This window comes from Kitasatospora sp. NPDC058492 (genome assembly GCF_042720685.1).
Taxonomy (GTDB): Bacteria; Actinomycetota; Actinomycetes; order Streptomycetales; family Streptomycetaceae; genus Kitasatospora.
Genome location: NZ_JBHXMU010000021.1, coordinates 99,410 through 115,520, shown reverse-complemented (window position 1 = coordinate 115,520; position 16,111 = coordinate 99,410). Strand labels below are relative to the sequence as shown.

The window sequence follows — 16,111 nt, the reverse complement described above, 5'->3', positions numbered from 1 at the left end:
CGATCCGACAACCGCTCACCCGCACACGACTTGACCTGCCCCACCCTCGCCACACCACAACCAACGAGACAGACACACCAAAGTCACTGGCATTGGCCCTAGGACGGCTCGTGGGGGGAACCATGAAAGGGGTCCGCCGAGTCGTCGGGGGGACACGGCCTTCGAACCGGGCCTGACGGAGGGAGCAGCGGTGGACGCGTCATCCGGGAGCGGGCGGGAGTTGCTGGCGGCGGCGGGGGTGCTGTTCCCGGACGAGCGGGGGCGGGTGCTGGTGGTGCGGTTGCCGTACGACCGGAAGCATCCGGTGGCGATCCCGGGCGGCGGGTGGGAGCCGCAGGACCGCTCGCCCCGGGAGACCGCGCTGCGCGAGGTGGTGGAGGAACTCGGGTTCACGCCCCGGCTGGGGCCGCTGGCCTGCGTCGACTGGACGCTCGACCACTTCCGGCCGCCGATCGCCGCGTACCTGTACTGGGCGCAGCCGCTCACCGCCGAACAGGCCGCGGCGATCCGGCCGGACGCGGCGGAGGTCGGCGGCTGGGCCTGGCTGACCCCGGAACAGGCGGGCCACGCGCTGCCGCCCCTGCTGTCCCGCCGGGTCACGGCCTGCCTGCGGGCGCCACGGTCGGCCGGTCCGCTGGAGCTGGAGGACAGCAGGCCCGTGGGGCACACCCTCGACCACCTGCCGGCGGACGAACCGCCGCCCGCGTACACGGGGCTGGCCGACGCGCCCGCCCTGGGCTCCGCCCCCGGCGGGCCCGGGTACGAGCCGCCGATGGACCGGGCCACCTACATCGCCACCCGCCCGCGGATCCGGGCCAAGGCCCGGGCCCTGTTCACCGACGACGCCGGGCGGGTCCTGCTGGTCCGGCTGCGGCCGTGGGACGGGCCGCGCGGCCGGGTGCCGTACTGGACGCTGCCGGGCGGCGGGATCGAGGCGGACCGGGAACTGCCCAGGGCGGCCGTCCGGCGCGAGATCCGCGAGGAACTCGGCTGGGAGGTCGAACCGGGGCGGCTGCTGGCGCTGGACTGGCAGCCCGGGGCGGCCGCCGATCCGGAGGCCGACCCGGCGACCGGGCGGGACACCGCCGTGCTGGTGTCCGTGTTCGACGGGGGCACGGTGACGGAACGGATGCTCGGTTCGATCGCGCTGCCGGAGGAGGAGCTGGTGGAGTGGCGGCTCTGCGGCCCCGCCGAGGCACGGGCGCTGCTGACCGGCCCGTCCTGGGCCCGGACGGCCGCCGCGCTGGCCGCGCGGGAGCGGGCGGGAGGGCCGGCCGAGCTGGTGCGCGGACGCGCCGCCGGGTAGCGGCGGGCGGGCGGGTCGAGCGGGTTCAGGAGGGTTCAGGAGGGCGCGGCAGGGGGACCGGCCGGTCGGGCGGGGCTGTTGGGCAGGGCGGACAAGGCCGGGTCGGGTGGGTCACACTGGGGCCATGCAGAACGGGATCACGCAGCACGGGATCACGGAGGCGCTGGCCGGCCGCCGGGTGGCGTCGGTCAGCGGCGGCGACCGACTGGACCTCACCCTCGACGGACCGGTGACCGTCCGGGTGGCGCACGAGTTCCGCCTCGCCGCGCCCTCCTTCACCGCCCCGGCGGAGGTCGAGCACTACTTTCCGGCGCTGACCGTCCGTCCGACCGGCACCCTGCTCGCGCTCGTCGGCCGGACCGTCGACACCGCCGAGATCACCCTCGCCGGCGGCCTGGAGCTGGCCTTCGCGGAGGGCGGCGCGCTGTCCGTCCCGCCGCACGCGCAGCTCGCGCCGTGGAGCGTGGAGACCGCCGAGGGGGCGGTGTGCGCGGGGCTGCCGGGCGGCGAGGTCCGGTGGACGGCGCCCGGCGCGGCCTGAGCCGGCGCCGGGCCGACGCGTCGTCCGGTCGGACTCTCCGGCCTGTCCGAGCTTTTCGAGCTGTCCGCCTGTCCGACCTGTCAGACCTCCAGGTCGGCCTCGATCCTGGTGAGCTGGTGGCGGGCCATCGCCAGGTTGGCCCGCGCCTTGTCCAGCGCCAGGTAGAGGAAGAGGCCCTTGCCGGTGCGGCCGGCGAGCGGCCGGATCAGGTGGTACTGGCTGCTGAGGGTGATCAGGATGTCCTCGATCCCGTCCTGTAGGCCGAGCATGTCCATGGTGCGCATCTTGGCGCGGACCACGTCGGTGTTCCCCGCCGCGGCCACGTTGAGGTCCAGCCCGCCGGGGCCGTCGAGGGTGGCGAGCGCCATGCCGCTGTTGTAGTCCACGAGTGCCGCGCCGATGGCGCCCTCGATGCTGGTCATGGCCTGCTTGAGCGCGCCGGCTGCGTCCGTCATCTGGGTAACTCCCTTTTGGTGGTGAGGTGCTGGGGTGATAGGTGCGGTCGGGCCGGGGGCCTGGCCGGTCAGGCCGGTCAGGCCGGGTCGCGGGGGTCCTTCGGCAGGAGGCTGTCGCTGAGCAGCCCGGCGATCCGCTGGGCCGAGCGGCGGGCCTCCAGGTGCAGCCGGCCGACGTTGACGTCCGGGTGCGCCAGCAGGGCCAGTACGCAGCTGCCCCCGGCCGCGTAGGTGGCGACGTAGCCGTGCTCGCCGCGCACCAGCGACTCGCGGAACTCGCCCTGGCCGGTGGTGTCGGCGAGCCGTTGGGCCAGCGACAGCGAGGCCGCCGTCATCGCGGCCAGGCCGGAGGGTTCCGCCCCGTGGGTGTCGTGCGCGACCAACAGGCCGTCCACGCTGGCCACCAGGCCACCCGCGAGGTGCGGGACGCGCTGCTTGACGGCGCGGAGCTCGGCGAGCAGTTCGGTCTCCAAGGCGATCAGTTGTCTCCTTCCGACACGCTGCTTGAGCACCCGCCTCATGGCCGGGACGGCGGGGTCGCGGGTGGAGAGTGGTTCAAAGTCGGGCCTCCAGAAGGGTTCGGACCCGGGTCAGCAGCGCGATGTCCGGGTCGGGGACGGCCAGCGGCGGGTGGGCCGCTGCCGTGGTGGGCGGGCGATCGGAGCGGGTGGGGGCCACGAGGCCGGACGGCGTGGCGCCGGTGAGGGTGGCGCCGGGGACCCGGCGGTGCAGGCCTCCTCCCGGCGGGCGGGCGGGGGCCGGCGCCTCGGCTTCCGCGACGGGCGCCGCGGGCCTCGGCGCCCCAGGTGCCCCAGGTGCCGCGGGTGCCCCAGATGCCCCAGGTGTCGCGGCGCTCGGTGCCACCGCCGACGCGGCCGCCGGTGCGGCGTGCCGCGGGGCGTCGAGCAGCCCGGCGGCGGCCAGGCGGCGGACGTCCGCCGTGACGCCGAAGCCGGACCGGCCGAGCAGGCGCGCCAGGTCCGCCGGGGTTCTTCGGCCGTCGGCGTGGTCCAGCAGTTCGCGCCGGCGGCGGCCGGGCGGGCGGTGCGACGGCCGTGGGACCGGCGCCACCGGGCGGACCGGCGCGGTGTCGAGCTGCGGCCAGGGCCAGATGCGTTCCAGCAGCCGGCCCCGGCGCTCGACCTCGCGGCGCAGCCGGCCGGGGTCGACCGTGGCCACCGGGCCCAGCCAGTGCCGGGCGTCGGGCTCGAACCGCCAGACGCCGCCGGTCCGGTCGGCGAGGACGAAGAACGCGGCGTCGAAGAGCGTGCCCAGGTGGCCGAGTTCGAGCTCGCCCCGGGTGAGCAGCCGCCGTTCGACGAGTGCCTCACCGACCCGGGCGCGCGGGCCGTGGAGCCGGAGCAGCTCCGCCCACTGCCCGGGGGTGATCCGGCCGCAGCCGGTGAGCAGTTCGGCCAGGCCGGGCGCGCGCGGGGAGTCGGCGTGCGCCACCTGGCCGTCGACGAGGTGCAGGTTGCCGAGCGGGCCGCACAGGGCGCCGGTGGCGCGGCGGGCGGCGAGCAGGCCGAGGGCCTCGCCGGGGGTCTGCGGCGTGGCGGGCGGGCGGACAGCGGCGGGCGCGGCGTTCATCGGGGCCACCGCCCGGTGGAGCGCGGGCGGCGGGGGCGGCCCGTCCGGCGTGCTGGCCGAAACCCGATGGCCTCGGCGGGCGTCCCGCTCACCCCAGCACCAGTTCCTCGGCGAGCGCCTGGAGGCGGTAGCGGGCGGCGGCGAGGTTGCCTTGGGCGCGGTCGAGCCAGAGGTGGAGGACGAGGCGGCTGTCGAAGACGGTGTCGATGAAGCAGATGAGGTGGTAGCTGCGGCCGGCGGTGACGATGACGTCCTGTAACGGCGACCGCCGGTCCTCCGCCCCGGTGAAGGTCTGGCTCTCAACGGCCGCCCGCACCAAGTCGGTTGTCTCGGCGGCCGCGGTCTCGTGGTCACCGGTCGGGCACTCGCCGAGGCTGCCGAGTGCGAGTCCGCTGCTCCAGTCGACCAGGCTCGCGGAGCGTGCCCCGGAGATCGACATCGCTCCGGCGAGGCATTCGTCGATACCCGGCACACCGGCTCCTTCGAGGGGGTCTGGGCAGCCGGGCGCAGCACGGCACGGCCGGGCCGCCACCAGCAGTGGCGGGCTCGACACGGAAGGCTACTGCCGGATTCCATATGACGAACATTCCAATGGCATATTCACATCAGTAGCGTCCACTTCCGGCCAAGGTGTGACAAGGCGTCAGCCGCCGCTGCCGGGCGAACCCGCTGGCCCGGGGACGGTCGCGGACCGCAGCCCACCGCCACCCGCCGACCACCTGGCAGGGGAGCTTGGCCGAGAACCGGCCGCACGGCAGGGTTTCGACCGCCGACATGCGATAGGGGCCCGGGCAAACAGGTCTACACCACCGGGTCGCCGCCCGACTGCCGCCGGAGCTCCCGGACATGACGAAGGGGCCCGTTCCGCTGGACGGAACGAGCCCCTTCGGGTGGAGCGCCAGGCCCGGGTCGCACGGACTCTTCCTACTGAAAGTAGGACGTGCTCTGGTAGCACCGCTGACGCCTGCTCGGGAGTTTGTTTCCCTCCCGACGAGAAGAACATTAGCAGGTCATCACGCCTGCTCAGAAACCGGATGGAGGAACGGGACCGGACCCGGCGGAACTGCGGCGACCCGACCCCGGCGCGCCCCGGCTCCAGCACGGAGGGCGGTCAGGGCAGCAGCGCCCGGTAACCCGCGATCAGGGCGGTGAGGCCCAGCTCGAAGGCCCGGTCGGCGCGTTCGCGGCCGGCGGGGACGGCATCGAGGGCGTCGGCCAGGCGCGGGGTGGCGTCACGGTCGACGGCGTCGACCATGACGTCCGGGGCGACCAGGTCGAGGGCGGAGCCGAGGATGAAGCTCTCCAGGGCGGTGATCACGCCCATCACGTCCCGCGCGGCGAAGCCCGCACCCTCCAGGGTGGCGACGGCACGCTCGTACAGCTCGTGCATGAACGATTCGGCGAGCGGGGCGGTGGCGAGCAGGCGGACGATGCCGGGGTGTTCGGCGAAGGCGTCCCGGTAGGCGTGCGCCCAGGTGCGCAGCGCCGCGTCCCAGGGCTGGTCCCACATCGACTGCTCGCCGATGGTGCGGACGAGTTCGGCACGCATCAGCGCGACGATCTCGGCCCGGCCGGCGACGTGGTGGTAGAGCGCGGAGGGGCTGACCTTGAGGGCGCCGGCGAGGCCGGGGATGGTGAGGTCGCCCGACTCGTCGACCAGCCGCAGCGCGGTGTCGACGATGCGCTGCCGGTCCAGCAGGGGTGTGCGCGGCCTGGCCATGCCGGTTCCTCGTCTTTCGGGGAGTTTTTCGGGGAGCCCTTCAGGGAGCCTTCCGGAGAACCCTCAAGATCATCGTTACCCAAGCGTTACTGAATGGCTTTCAATAAAACTCTTCCGCACCCGCCGGTGCCGCGCCTACGGTAACCGAACCCCATTCGGTTTAGGCAGGTCGCCCTCGTCGCCTGCCGCGACCCGGAGAGGACGCTCCCCCATGCGTGCCGACACGATCTTCACCGGCGGCCGGATCCACACCGGAGACCCCGCCCACCCCGCCACCCACGCCCTCGCCGTCACCGCCGGGCGGATCACCGCCCTCGGCGACGCGGCGCTCGCCCTGCGCGACGACCGCACCGAGACCGTCGACCTGGCGGGCGGCGCCCTGCTGCCCTCCTTCGGCGACGGCCACCTCCACCCGCTGATCGGCGCCATCGGGCTGCGCGGCGTGCCGGTGCGCGACTGCACCAGCCTGGAGGAGGTCGTCGAGGCCGTCCGCACCTGGGCCGCCCGGCACCCCGAGGCCGAGTGGATCACCGGGGACGCCGTCGACCCGTGGCTCGCCGAGGGCGGCCTGTTCGACGCCCGGCTGCTCGACGCCGCCGTCCCCGACCGGCCCGTCCTGCTGCGCACCATGGACCACCACACCGGCTGGGCCAACAGCGAGGCGCTGCGCCGCGCCGGGTACGGGCCGGACACGCCCGACCCCGTGGGCGGCGAGATCGTCCGCCGCCCGGACGGCGCCCCGCTCGGCACCCTGCGCGAGTTCGGCGCCCTCAACCCCGTCCTCGCGCTCGTCCCGCCGCTCCCGCTCGCCGAGCAGGTCGCCGCCCTGCGCGAGACCACCGCCGCGCTCGCCGCCGCCGGGCTCACCTGGCTCCAGGACGCCTGGATCGAGCCCGCGCAGGTCGACACCTGGCTCGCCGCCGTCGCCGAGCACGACCTGCCCGTCCGGGCCGGGCTCGCCCTGCTGCTCGAACCGGACGGCTGGCGCGCACGGCTCCCCGCCCTGGCCGCCGACCGGGAGCGGGTCGAGGCCGGCGGGCGCGGCCGACTCACCGCCCGGGCGGTCAAGTTCTTCGCCGACGGCGTCGTCGAGTCCGGGACGGCCGCTCTGCTGGCGCCCTACAGCGACTGCCCGCACTCCCACGGCGTCGCCAACTGGACCGGCGCCGAACTGGCCGACGCCGTCACCGCCGTCGACGCGCTCGGCTTCCAGCCGCACATCCACGCCATCGGCGACCACGGCGTCCGGATCGCCCTGGACGCCGTCGAGGCCGCCACCCGCCGCAACGGCCTGCGCGCCCGCCGCCCGGTGATCGCCCACGTCCAGCTCGTCGACCCGGCCGACCTGCCCCGCTTCGCCGAACTCGGCGTGATCGCCAACTTCGAACCGCTGTGGGCCCAGACCGACCCGCTGATGACCGAACTCACCCTCCCCCGGCTCGGCCCCGAGCGCGGCGCCCGGCAGTACCAGATCGCCGCCCTGCTGCGCGGTGGCGCCCGGGTCTCCTTCGGCAGCGACTGGCCGGTCACCCGTTACGAGCCGCTGGCCGGTCTCGCCACCGCCGTCACCCGGCAGACCCCGGACGGCCTGCCGGCCGGCGGCTGGCTGCCCGAGGAGCGGATCGGCCTCACCGAGGCACTCGCGGCGTACTCGGCGGGCGTCGCGCACCAGGCCTTCGAGGAGACGGAGTGGGGCGTGCTGCGCCCCGGGATGCGGGCCGACCTGGTGCACCTGGCGGCCGACCCCTACGCGGTGCCGGCCGCCGAGCTGGCCGCCGTCCCGGTGGCCGGGACCTGGCTCGGCGGCCGACGCACGCACTGACCCCCCGGGATCCCCCCCCGTACCCGCCCCGTACCCGCCCGCCGGAACGCCCCCCACGGCGTCCGCTCCCCGTCGACCGCCCGCACCCGATCGGCGGCCGACCGCTCTACCCTCGTCCGTACGACCCCAGGAGAGCTCCCCCATGACTCTGCCCTCCGACGCGGCCTCCCCGACCGCACCCGGCTCCCCCCGCACCGGCCCCGACACCGGCCGCGCCGGACCCAGCGCCGGGCCCGGCACCACCGGGCCCGGCACCGCAGCCGCCGGCTCCACCGGCCCCGCCCGCCTGGAAGGCGGCGTGCTCGGCACCGGCGACATCGTCTTCTTCGTCGTGGCCGCCGCCGCACCGCTGACCGTGATGGCCGGCGTGGCACCGTTCGCGATCGCCTTCGGCGGCATCGGCACGCCCGTCGCCTACCTGGCCACCGGCGTCATCCTGGCGCTCTTCGCGGTCGGCTTCACCACCATGACCGCGCACATCCGCAACGCCGGCGCGTTCTACGCCTACGTCACCCGCGGCCTCGGCCGCCCCGCCGGACTCGGCGCCGCGCTGCTCGCGGTGCTCTCGTACAACGCCATCCAGATCGGCATGTACGGCGCCTTCGGCTTCTTCGCCCACACCACCGCCGCCGACCTGCTCGGCCTGGACCTGCCCTGGCCGGTCTGGGCGCTGCTCGGCGTCGCGGTGGTCTGGCTCCTCGGCTACCGCTCGATAGACCTCGGCGCCAAGGTGCTCGGCGCGCTGCTGATCGCCGAGACCGGCATCCTGCTCGTGCTCGCCGTGGCGGTGCTGGTGCGCGGCGGCGCGCACGGGCTCGACCTGTCCTCGTTCGCCCCGCACAACGTGTTCTCCGGGGGCATGGGCGGGGTGCTCGGGCTCTCCTTCGCCGCGTTCATCGGCTTCGAGGCCACCGCCATCTACCGCGAGGAGGCCCGCGAACCACGGCGGACGGTGCCGCGCGCCACCTACGCGGCGATCGCCTTCCTCGGCCTCTTCTACACCTTCATCACCTGGATGATCGTGCAGGCCTTCGGCGCCACCGAGGCCGTCGCGACCGCCACCGCCGACCCGGCCGGGATGTTCTTCACCGCGATGACCGACTACGTCGGCGCCTGGGCCACCGACCTCCAGCGGGTGCTGATCGTGACCAGCCTGCTCGCCGCGCTGCTCGCCTTCCACAACACCATCACCCGCTACGGCTACGCCCTCGCCACCGAGCAGGCCGCCCCGGCCGCGCTCGGCCGGGTCCACCCCCGCCACGGCTCCCCGTGGATCGGCGGCATCGCGCAGTCGGTGCTGGCGGCGGCGGCCGTCGTGGTGGCGGCGCTGATCGGGGCCGACCCGTACAACCAGTTCTTCCTCTGGGTGAACTCCCCCGGCGTGGTCGGCATCCTGGTGCTGCAGGCGCTCGCCGGGCTGTCCGTGTACGCCTTCTTCCGCCGCAATCGCGAGGCGGCCGCGAGCGCAGGGGTGTTCCGGACGGTCGTGGCGCCGGTCGCCGCCACCGTGCTGCTGTGCGGGGCGACGGCGCTGGTGGTGTGGCGGCTCGACCTGTTCACCAATGCCGGGCCGGAGGTCAACTGGCCGCTGGTGGCGATCGTGCCGGTCGTGTTCCTGACGGGCGTCGCCATCGCGCTGCGGCTGCGGGCGCGGCGGCCCGAGGTGTACGCCCGGCTCGGGACGTCGGAGGTCGACGCGGGCTGAGCGGGCGCAGGGCCGGCCCGACCGCCGCACACCCGGCCGGCGGCCTTCAGGCCTGGCCGACCGCCTCGGCGAGCAGCCGGTAGGAGTCGAGGAGGGCGGCGCGGTCGTAGGTGCTGGTGGTGACCAGGAACTCGTCCGCGCCGCTGCGCGCCACCAGGGCGGCGAGTTCGGCGGCGGCCCGCCCCGGGGTGCCCGCGATGTGGCCCTTCAGCGACTGCTCGTAGGCGGCCTGCTCGCGCGGGCTCATCGGCCGGGCCAGGATCTCGGCGGCGGGCTCCAGCGGCGGGAACTCGCCGTGGGTGCGGGAGTACGCGCCGGACCACGCCTCCGGGACGAGCAGCTCCCGGGCCCGGTCGGCGCTCTCGGCGACCGCGACCGTGCCCGAGACCACCACGTACGACTCGGCGGCCTGCGCCGAGGGGCGGAACCGGCTGCGGTAGCGGTCGATCGCCGCGAGCATCCGCTCCTCTCCCCGGGCGGCGGCGATGACCAGCGGCAGCCCGGCGTCGGCGGCCAGGTCGGCGCCCGCGCCGGTGGCCAGGACGAAGGCCGGCACCCGCAGGCCCTCGGCCGGGCGGGCGTGGACGCCGGGGTGGGCCCGCTGCGAGCCGTCGAAGTAGCCGAGCAGTTCGGCCAGCTGGGCGCCGAAGTCGTCCGCGGAGTCCTTCTCCCGGCCCAGCGCCCGCCGCACGCCGTCGGTGAACCCGACCGAGCGGCCGAGCCCCATGTCGATCCGGCCGGGGAAGAGCGAGGCGAGCACCCCGAACTGCTCGGCCACCACCATGGGCTGGTGGTTGGGCAGCATCACCCCGCCCGTGCCGACCCGGATCCGGGTGGTGGCCGCCGCCACCGCCGCGGCGAGCACCGTCGGCGCCGATCCCGCGACCCCGGGCACGCCGTGGTGCTCGGAGACCCAGAAGCGGTGGTACCCGAGCCGCTCGGCCTCGCGGGCGAAGGCCACCGTGTCCCGCAGCGCCTGCGCCGGCTCCTCGCCCCGTCTGGTCCGGGAGCGGTCGAGGACGGAGAGCCTGGTGATGGGCGCAGCGCTGGTCACGCGGTGGACAACGCCCGCCGCCGAGCCGGGCATTCCCCCACCGCCACGCCCCCGGTACGGACGGGCCGCCACGCCCCGGATACGGGGGGTCCCGGTCAGTCCGTGACGGCGAAGCCCTGTGCCGCGCCCAGCCGGTGCAGCGAGTCCTGCCCCGGGATCCCGTCGGCGGCAGCATCGGTGTACCCGCACCGGCGCTGCCACCCGGCGTAGGCGGTGACCGTCAGGCTGCCGAACGAGCCGTCCACCCAGCGCTGTTCGAGCAGCCCCTCGTCCGCCAGGGCCTGCTCGACGATCGCCACCTCGGCGCCGTACGTCCGGTGCCCCTGCTCGGCGCCGGGGTCGGTGCGGGCCGCCGCCACGACGTGCGCGAGCGACACCGTCCGGGGCCCGGGCAGGTAGCCGAGCAGCCGCCGCAGCGAGCTCTCCCCCGGCACGCCGTCCGCCGCCTGGCCGGAGTAGCCCAGGCTCTGCTGGTAGTCCGCGTAGTTCTCGGTGTCCGCGTCGCTCCAGTTCGGCCCGGGGCCGGAGCGGTAGTGAGCGCCGAAGCCCTGGGCGACGAGCCCCCGGCCGACCACGGTGACCTGGTAGCCCTGGGCTCCGTAGCCGTACGGGAGGCCGTTGATGGTGGTCTGGTACCGGGCCGGGGTCGGGTCCGCCGGGGGCACCGGGGGGTGCTGCGAGGGCGAGGGGATCGGGGTGCCGGGGCCGGCCGTGAAGTCGGGCCAGGAACCGGGGTCGGTGTGGTCGTTGAACGGGACGTGGGCGTGTGCGTACCAGCCGCCGCTGGCCTCCCACACCTGCTCGTCGCGGTGGCTGGTGAAGTCGACCGGCCGGCCCATCGGCCACGCGTCGGGCACGCCCCAGGAGGCGATCCAGGCGTGGATCCGGTCCCAGCCCGCGCACGGGGTGTCGACCAGCCGCGCGTACACGGTGCCCTGGTAGTTGCAGTAGGGGAAGAACACCGCCTCGATCTGGATCACCACGCGCCCGGCCCGGTTGGTGCGGGTCGGGCTCGTCGTCGGGCTGAGCAGGCTCTTCGAGCGGGAGTCGGCCGGGAACAGCTGGGCGATCCGGCCGCTGAACGGGTCCCAGATGAGGTGTGGCGCGTCGCCGGCGCCGCTGCCGGTGAAGTAGCTCACCAGGTCCTCGTAGGTGCACCAGTCCTGCGGCGCGGCGGCGGTCGCGTTGCGGTCCCAGGTGATGTGGGCGATGGCCCTCGGGGGGTACTGCTGGTCGGTCGGCGCGTGGTCGCCGAGGTCGTGGATCTCGGCACCGGGCAGCCACAGGTCGGACATGCGGTCTCCTCCAGGCGGCGAACGGACGTCGTTGCGGGTATCGGCAGGTTCACCCTCCGGATTGACCCCAACGGCGCAATACACGGCAATGAACCACCCATGCTCGCGCGCCCGTTCGGATATGTAACGGGAATTCGTCCTCGCGTACGGACCCGGGGGCCCGCACCGCGTGCCACCGGACCCGCGCTCCGCCCTGCCCGGAAGGAAGCCCGAGAGGCTCCGGAAAGCCGTCGGGCGGGGGCGCATTCCACCCCGCCACAGCCGCTCTGTCAATCGTTGACTTCGGAACTGGTCTAGTCCACGGTGGTGCGCGAAAAGCACTCATACCGTCATCACCGCCACGATTCTGACGAACCGACGGAGATTCCACCGTTATGCAACGAGTCTGCCTCGCCCTGCCCACCATGCGATCCTGCCCCGACACCATCGTGGAACTCGCCGAGGAAGCGGCCTACGCCGTCGCGAACTTCGACGTCGAGGTGCACCTCCTCATCCTCGACACCACCGACGCCGTCCAGTTCGCGAAGAACGCGGGCGCCGTGGCCGCCCTGGAGCCCACCCCCGGCGTGGTCGTCCACCACCTCGGCAACGCGCAGCAGCGGGAGTTCCTGCGCCGGGTGGCCGAGCGCTCCGGCGCCGCCGACCCCGGACTGCTGCTCGACATGATGCTCCCGCCGGCCGTCGCGTACGGCTCCTGCGTCAACCGGCTCTTCCTGGGCGCGGCCGCCCTGGGCTGCACCTCGGCGCACCTGCGCAACGACGACGCCGACTTCCAGGTCGTCGACGGTCGGAAGATCTTCCCGATCCACCACGAGCTGCTCTCGATCGGCCGACCGGCCGGCGAGGCGGCGGCCGGCGTGACCCGCTCCGAGCTCGACCCGGCCGACGCGGACAAGCCGGTGATGCTGGTCAGCGGCTCCTTCATCGGCGAACTCAACGTGGACATCAGCGAGATCCACGAGTTGGACCCGGACATCTACCGCGACGTGGTGCGCCTGTGGACCCCGCCGGTGTGGCCGGAGGAGGACCGGGACGCGATGGTGGACGTCTCCTTCAAGGGCGCCGGCTCCGAGCCGTTCACCACCGACGAATCCGTCCTCGGCGTGCCCGACATCTGGGACGTCTACATGTGCAACATCGCCCTGGACCACCGGGCCTACGAGGTGCTGCCGCTGCTGCCCTCGGTCAAGACCATCGGCAGCGACTACGCCCTGCTGCACGCCATGGTCCACTCCCGGCTGCCCGGCGTCGTCCACAACCGCCACATCGTCAACTACTACACGCCCGAACGCCGCATCGGCGACGGCTTCATCTCCTACCAGATGCGGTTCGTCAAGTTCCTGCTCTCGATGCTGTACCTGTACCCGGTCTACGGCGGCATGATCGACCTCGGCCGCGACCTGCTGGACGAGCGGCACGGGCTGAAGATCGAGCCGATCCTCGACCTGGTGCGGGGCAGCGTCGACTGGGACCGGGCCGGGAACGAGCACTGCCTGGACGTCCTGGACCGCTCCTACCGCAAGCTGGGCGGCAAGTACACCGAGCTCGCCGACGCGGTGGCCGAGCAGCGCCAGCAGCTCCTGGACGAGGCGCAGGAGGACGCCGAGCGCTGGGCGGTGCTGATGGGAGCCTGGGCGGCGCTGGTGGCCGCCTCCCGCGCGGAAGGGCTCGGCACCGCCTCGGAGGTCGCGGCCGGGTGAGCGAGGACCTCCGGATCCGGCTCCTGGCCGACGGCGACTGGGACGCCGTGGTCGCACTGGAGCACGACGCCTACGCGGCCGACGGCCTGTCGGAGGGCAGGGAGGCGCTGCAGTCCCGCGCCCTCGCCTCGCCGCGGACCTGCTTCGTGCTGGAGCAGGACGGCACCGTCCGCGGCTACCTGCTGAGCCTGCCGTACCCGCCGCTGCGCTGCCCGAGCCTCGACCGGCCGGAGGAGGCGGTGTTCGCGTCGGACAACCTGCACGTGCACGACCTGGTGATCGCCGAGGACCTGCGCGGCCGGGAGGTCGCGCTGGGGTTCATCCGGCACTTCCGGGAGCAGGCGTCCGAACAGGGCTTCGAGCGGATCTCCATGGTCGCGGTCCGCGGCACCGACATCCTGCTGCGGCTGCTCGGCTACCGCGCCCACCGCGAGGTGACGGTGCCGGCCTGCTACGGCAAGCGCGCCGTCTACATGTCGATGCCGGTGGCGGCCGGCTGACCTTCACTCGTCCGCTCGTCCACTCGTCCGGAGTAGTCCGGGCTGCGGCACTCACCCCGTCGAGTGATGCTGCTGACGGCTGCGCCCAGCCGCCAGCAGCATCACCACCGACCGAGGGAGAGCGCATGAAGGCCGCCGTCGTCCACGACTTCACCGCGCCGCTGGTCATCGAGGACCGCCCCGTCCCCGAGCCCGCGGCGCACCAGGTCCGGGTCAGGATCGAGGCGTCCGGCCTCTGCCACACCGACATCCACGCCGCCCACGGCGACTGGCCGGTCAAGCCGAACCCGCCGTTCGTGCCCGGCCACGAGGGCGTGGGGATCGTCGAGGCGGTCGGCGGGGAGGTGCGCAACGTCCGGGTCGGCGAACGGGTCGCCATCCCCTGGCTGGCCGACGCCTGCGGGCGCTGCGACCAGTGCGTCTCCGGCTGGGAGACGCTCTGCCTCCAGCAGCACAACAGCGGCTACTCGGTGGACGGCGCCTACGCCGAGTACGCGCTGGCGCACGGCGACTACGTGGTGCCCGTCCCCGACGGCCTCGACCCGCTCGACGCCGCGCCGCTGTCCTGCGCGGGCGTCACCACCTACAAGGCGCTCAAGGTCTCCGGCGCCCGCCCGGGCACCCGGGTCCTGGTCTCCGGCATCGGCGGGCTCGGCCACCTCGCGCTGCAGTACGCGCGGATCTTCGGCGCCGAGACCATCGCGGTCGACGTCACCGACGACAAGCTCGCCCTGGCCCGCGAACTCGGCGCCGACCACGTCCTCGACGCCCGCACCCAGGACATCGCGGCGGAGGTCCAGCGGCTCGGCGGCGCCCACGCGGCCATCGCCCTCGCCGTCAGCAACGCCTCCTTCCAGGCCGCTTACGGGGCCCTGCGGCGCGGCGGCACGCTCGTGCTGGTGGCACTCCCGGCCGGCGGGAAGCTCGAACTGCCGGTGTTCGAGACCGTGTTGAACGGCACCAGGGTGATCGGCTCGATCGTCGGCACCCGCCAGGACCTCGCCGAGGTCTTCCGCCTGCACGCCCTCGGCCGCACCCGCGTCATCCTTGAACCCCGCCGCCTGGAGGAGGTGAACGCCTGCTTCGACGAGGTGCTGGGCGGCAAGGTCTCCGCCCGCCTGGTCTTCGACCTGCGCTGAGCGGCCTGCGCTGAGCACGGCCCCGGCCGAGCAGGTGCGCCTGGCATCCGTCCGCCCCCCCTTGTCAGGACACAACTCGCGGCCGATCCGCCCCCTCGGCCGGCCCGTTCGGGTACCAGTGGCCCCCCGGGTCACGCCCGCCCCACGTCCGTCCGGGCCCGGTTGCAGTTCCGTCTCCGTTCCGTCCGGTGGGGGGCGCGGCGCCGTCCGGTCCGGGATCGTGGGGGCAACGACTCGTGGGGCGGGGGGAGTTGCCATGGGGGACGGCCAGGAGTTGGTGCCCGTGGTGGTGGGCGTGCTGGTGCGGGCGGCCGAGGGGGTGGCGGGCGGCCCGGGGCGGGCGGTCGCGGATCTGGTGCGGGCGCGGCTGCGGGCCACGCCGGAGGGCGCCCGGGCCGTGGACGCGGTCGACGCGAGCCCGGGGGACGCCCGGGCGCGGGCCGGGCTGACCGCCGCCGTCGGCGAACTGCTCACCACGGACCCGGCGTTCGCCCGGTACCTGGCCACCACCGAACTCGGCCGGCCCGCCGACCCGCCGACCGTCCACCTCCGAGTCGATCCGGCCGTCGCCGGGGCCCAGGCCCGGGCCGCCCGGATCGGCGCCGCCCCCGTCCTCGTCACGCTGGCGCTGATCGTGGTCGCCGCCCTGGTCGCCGTCGGGATCAACCTGGGCTCGCGCCCGCTGCTGCGGCCGGGCGGGCCCGACCTGGCCCACGCCGGGCGGACGCTGCGCGACCCCGCCCAGGTGCAGGGCGTGCTGCCCGATCTGCGGGCCATGCCGGGCGGCTGGCAGGTGGAGAGCGGCCCGCAGTCCGGAGCGGGCCCGGGCGAGGACGTGCCCTGCCTGCTCCCGGACGCCTGCGACCAGCAACTCGCGTACGCCACCGTGACGTTCCGCGCCGTGACCACGCACAGCGCACAGTTCACCGTGGTCACCTTCGCCTCCGCCGACGCCGCCGGCCGGGCCTTCGAGGCGATGCTCGCCCACGTCGGCGGCGCCGACGCGGCCGCCGCCGTCCCCCTCCCCCCGATCGGCGACCAGCGGGCCGCCCGGACGCACGGCGCGGAAGGGGCGGAGGCCCTGGTGCGGGTCGGCACCACGCTGCTGTACGTCCGCGATTCGGGCCCGGGCGCCGACGCCGCCATGCCGGTGCTGGTTCTGTTCGCCCGCCTGCTGGCCGAACGCGCCCAGCAGGCCGAGGACGGCCGCGAGCCCGACGCCGCCGCCCAGGGGGCCACCGCCTGACCCGGCCGCACCCCCGCCTGCCGCAGCCCCTACCCAAC

General features: G+C 74.8%; 15 protein-coding genes. 8 read left to right on the top strand and 7 right to left on the bottom strand.

The window, feature by feature from the left end; translation table 11 throughout:
• Positions 1-190: 190 nt before the first annotated feature.
• Positions 191-1,306, top strand: a complete 1,116-nt coding sequence (locus ACFWPI_RS16565; RefSeq protein WP_380342463.1) for an NUDIX domain-containing protein — start codon at positions 191-193, stop codon at positions 1,304-1,306.
• Positions 1,307-1,430: 124 nt separating this feature from the next.
• Positions 1,431-1,847 (top strand): DUF6188 family protein, encoded by a 417-nt coding sequence (locus tag ACFWPI_RS16560; protein ID WP_063350273.1) that lies wholly within the window; start codon positions 1,431-1,433, stop codon positions 1,845-1,847.
• Positions 1,848-1,927: 80 nt separating this feature from the next.
• Here the strand turns inward: ACFWPI_RS16560 and ACFWPI_RS16555 are convergent, their stop codons facing one another.
• From ACFWPI_RS16555 to ACFWPI_RS16535, 5 genes are all read right to left on the bottom strand, one after another.
• Positions 1,928-2,302, bottom strand: coding sequence for a hypothetical protein (locus ACFWPI_RS16555; protein WP_063350272.1), 375 nt, complete (start codon positions 2,300-2,302; stop codon positions 1,928-1,930).
• Between the two features lie 77 nt (positions 2,303-2,379).
• The gene (locus tag ACFWPI_RS16550; protein WP_350879110.1) at positions 2,380-2,775 is read right to left on the bottom strand and encodes a roadblock/LC7 domain-containing protein; all 396 of its coding nucleotides are present in this window, start codon (positions 2,773-2,775) and stop codon (positions 2,380-2,382) included.
• 82 nt (positions 2,776-2,857) lie between these two features.
• Positions 2,858-3,892 carry a hypothetical protein gene (locus ACFWPI_RS16545; RefSeq protein ID WP_380424856.1) on the bottom strand — a complete coding sequence of 345 codons (1,035 nt, stop codon included), beginning with the start codon at positions 3,890-3,892 and terminating at the stop codon, positions 2,858-2,860.
• An 88-nt stretch (positions 3,893-3,980) separates the two neighbouring features.
• Entirely contained in the window at positions 3,981-4,364 is a 384-nt protein-coding gene (locus ACFWPI_RS16540; protein ID WP_063350270.1) for a hypothetical protein, read from the bottom strand.
• A 639-nt stretch (positions 4,365-5,003) separates the two neighbouring features.
• Positions 5,004-5,612 (bottom strand): TetR/AcrR family transcriptional regulator C-terminal domain-containing protein, encoded by a 609-nt coding sequence (locus ACFWPI_RS16535; RefSeq protein ID WP_363370975.1) that lies wholly within the window; start codon positions 5,610-5,612, stop codon positions 5,004-5,006.
• A gap of 211 nt (positions 5,613-5,823) precedes the next feature.
• Between ACFWPI_RS16535 and ACFWPI_RS16530 the strand changes: the two genes are divergently transcribed.
• Together ACFWPI_RS16530 and ACFWPI_RS16525 are read left to right on the top strand one after the other, a co-directional pair.
• A complete protein-coding gene (locus ACFWPI_RS16530; protein ID WP_380370297.1) occupies positions 5,824-7,434 on the top strand; it encodes an amidohydrolase in 1,611 nt (536 codons plus the stop codon).
• Between the two features lie 142 nt (positions 7,435-7,576).
• Positions 7,577-9,139: an APC family permease gene (locus ACFWPI_RS16525; protein WP_380370299.1), complete on the top strand. Its 1,563-nt coding sequence runs from the start codon at positions 7,577-7,579 to the stop codon at positions 9,137-9,139.
• Positions 9,140-9,185: 46 nt separating this feature from the next.
• On the opposite strand, the gene ACFWPI_RS16520 is transcribed toward ACFWPI_RS16525, so the two are convergent.
• Entirely contained in the window at positions 9,186-10,193 is a 1,008-nt protein-coding gene (locus ACFWPI_RS16520; RefSeq protein ID WP_380370301.1) for an MsnO8 family LLM class oxidoreductase, read from the bottom strand.
• A gap of 95 nt (positions 10,194-10,288) precedes the next feature.
• A complete protein-coding gene (locus tag ACFWPI_RS16515) occupies positions 10,289-11,488 on the bottom strand; it encodes a peptidoglycan-binding protein (RefSeq protein WP_380370304.1) in 1,200 nt (399 codons plus the stop codon).
• Between the two features lie 374 nt (positions 11,489-11,862).
• Here ACFWPI_RS16515 and ACFWPI_RS16510 point away from each other — a divergent pair, with 374 nt between their 5' ends.
• From ACFWPI_RS16510 to ACFWPI_RS16495, 4 genes are all read left to right on the top strand, one after another.
• The gene (locus ACFWPI_RS16510) at positions 11,863-13,188 is read left to right on the top strand and encodes a DUF6271 family protein (RefSeq protein ID WP_380370307.1); all 1,326 of its coding nucleotides are present in this window, start codon (positions 11,863-11,865) and stop codon (positions 13,186-13,188) included.
• Entirely contained in the window at positions 13,185-13,688 is a 504-nt protein-coding gene (locus ACFWPI_RS16505; protein WP_363370988.1) for a GNAT family N-acetyltransferase, read from the top strand. The genes ACFWPI_RS16510 and ACFWPI_RS16505 overlap by 4 nt, the downstream gene beginning before the upstream one ends.
• Positions 13,689-13,813: 125 nt before the next feature.
• A complete protein-coding gene (gene adhP / locus ACFWPI_RS16500; protein ID WP_380370311.1) occupies positions 13,814-14,827 on the top strand; it encodes an alcohol dehydrogenase AdhP in 1,014 nt (337 codons plus the stop codon).
• A gap of 256 nt (positions 14,828-15,083) precedes the next feature.
• Positions 15,084-16,073 (top strand): hypothetical protein, encoded by a 990-nt coding sequence (locus tag ACFWPI_RS16495; RefSeq protein ID WP_380370314.1) that lies wholly within the window; start codon positions 15,084-15,086, stop codon positions 16,071-16,073.
• Positions 16,074-16,111 lie beyond the last annotated feature (38 nt).

Excerpts from the sequence above, each read along its gene's own strand:
- ACFWPI_RS16560 (WP_063350273.1), top strand. The coding sequence starts at position 1,431 with ATGCAGAACGGGATCACGCAGCACGGGATCACGGAGGCGCTGGCCGGC.
- ACFWPI_RS16555 (WP_063350272.1), bottom strand. The coding sequence starts at position 2,302 with ATGACGGACGCAGCCGGCGCGCTCAAGCAGGCCATGACCAGCATCGAG.
- ACFWPI_RS16545 (WP_380424856.1), bottom strand. The coding sequence starts at position 3,892 with ATGAACGCCGCGCCCGCCGCTGTCCGCCCGCCCGCCACGCCGCAGACC.
- ACFWPI_RS16535 (WP_363370975.1), bottom strand. The coding sequence starts at position 5,612 with ATGGCCAGGCCGCGCACACCCCTGCTGGACCGGCAGCGCATCGTCGAC.
- ACFWPI_RS16530 (WP_380370297.1), top strand. The coding sequence starts at position 5,824 with ATGCGTGCCGACACGATCTTCACCGGCGGCCGGATCCACACCGGAGAC.
- ACFWPI_RS16525 (WP_380370299.1), top strand. The coding sequence starts at position 7,577 with ATGACTCTGCCCTCCGACGCGGCCTCCCCGACCGCACCCGGCTCCCCC.
- ACFWPI_RS16515 (WP_380370304.1), bottom strand. The coding sequence starts at position 11,488 with ATGTCCGACCTGTGGCTGCCCGGTGCCGAGATCCACGACCTCGGCGAC.
- ACFWPI_RS16510 (WP_380370307.1), top strand. The coding sequence starts at position 11,863 with ATGCAACGAGTCTGCCTCGCCCTGCCCACCATGCGATCCTGCCCCGAC.
- adhP (WP_380370311.1), top strand. The coding sequence starts at position 13,814 with ATGAAGGCCGCCGTCGTCCACGACTTCACCGCGCCGCTGGTCATCGAG.
- ACFWPI_RS16495 (WP_380370314.1), top strand. The coding sequence starts at position 15,084 with ATGGGGGACGGCCAGGAGTTGGTGCCCGTGGTGGTGGGCGTGCTGGTG.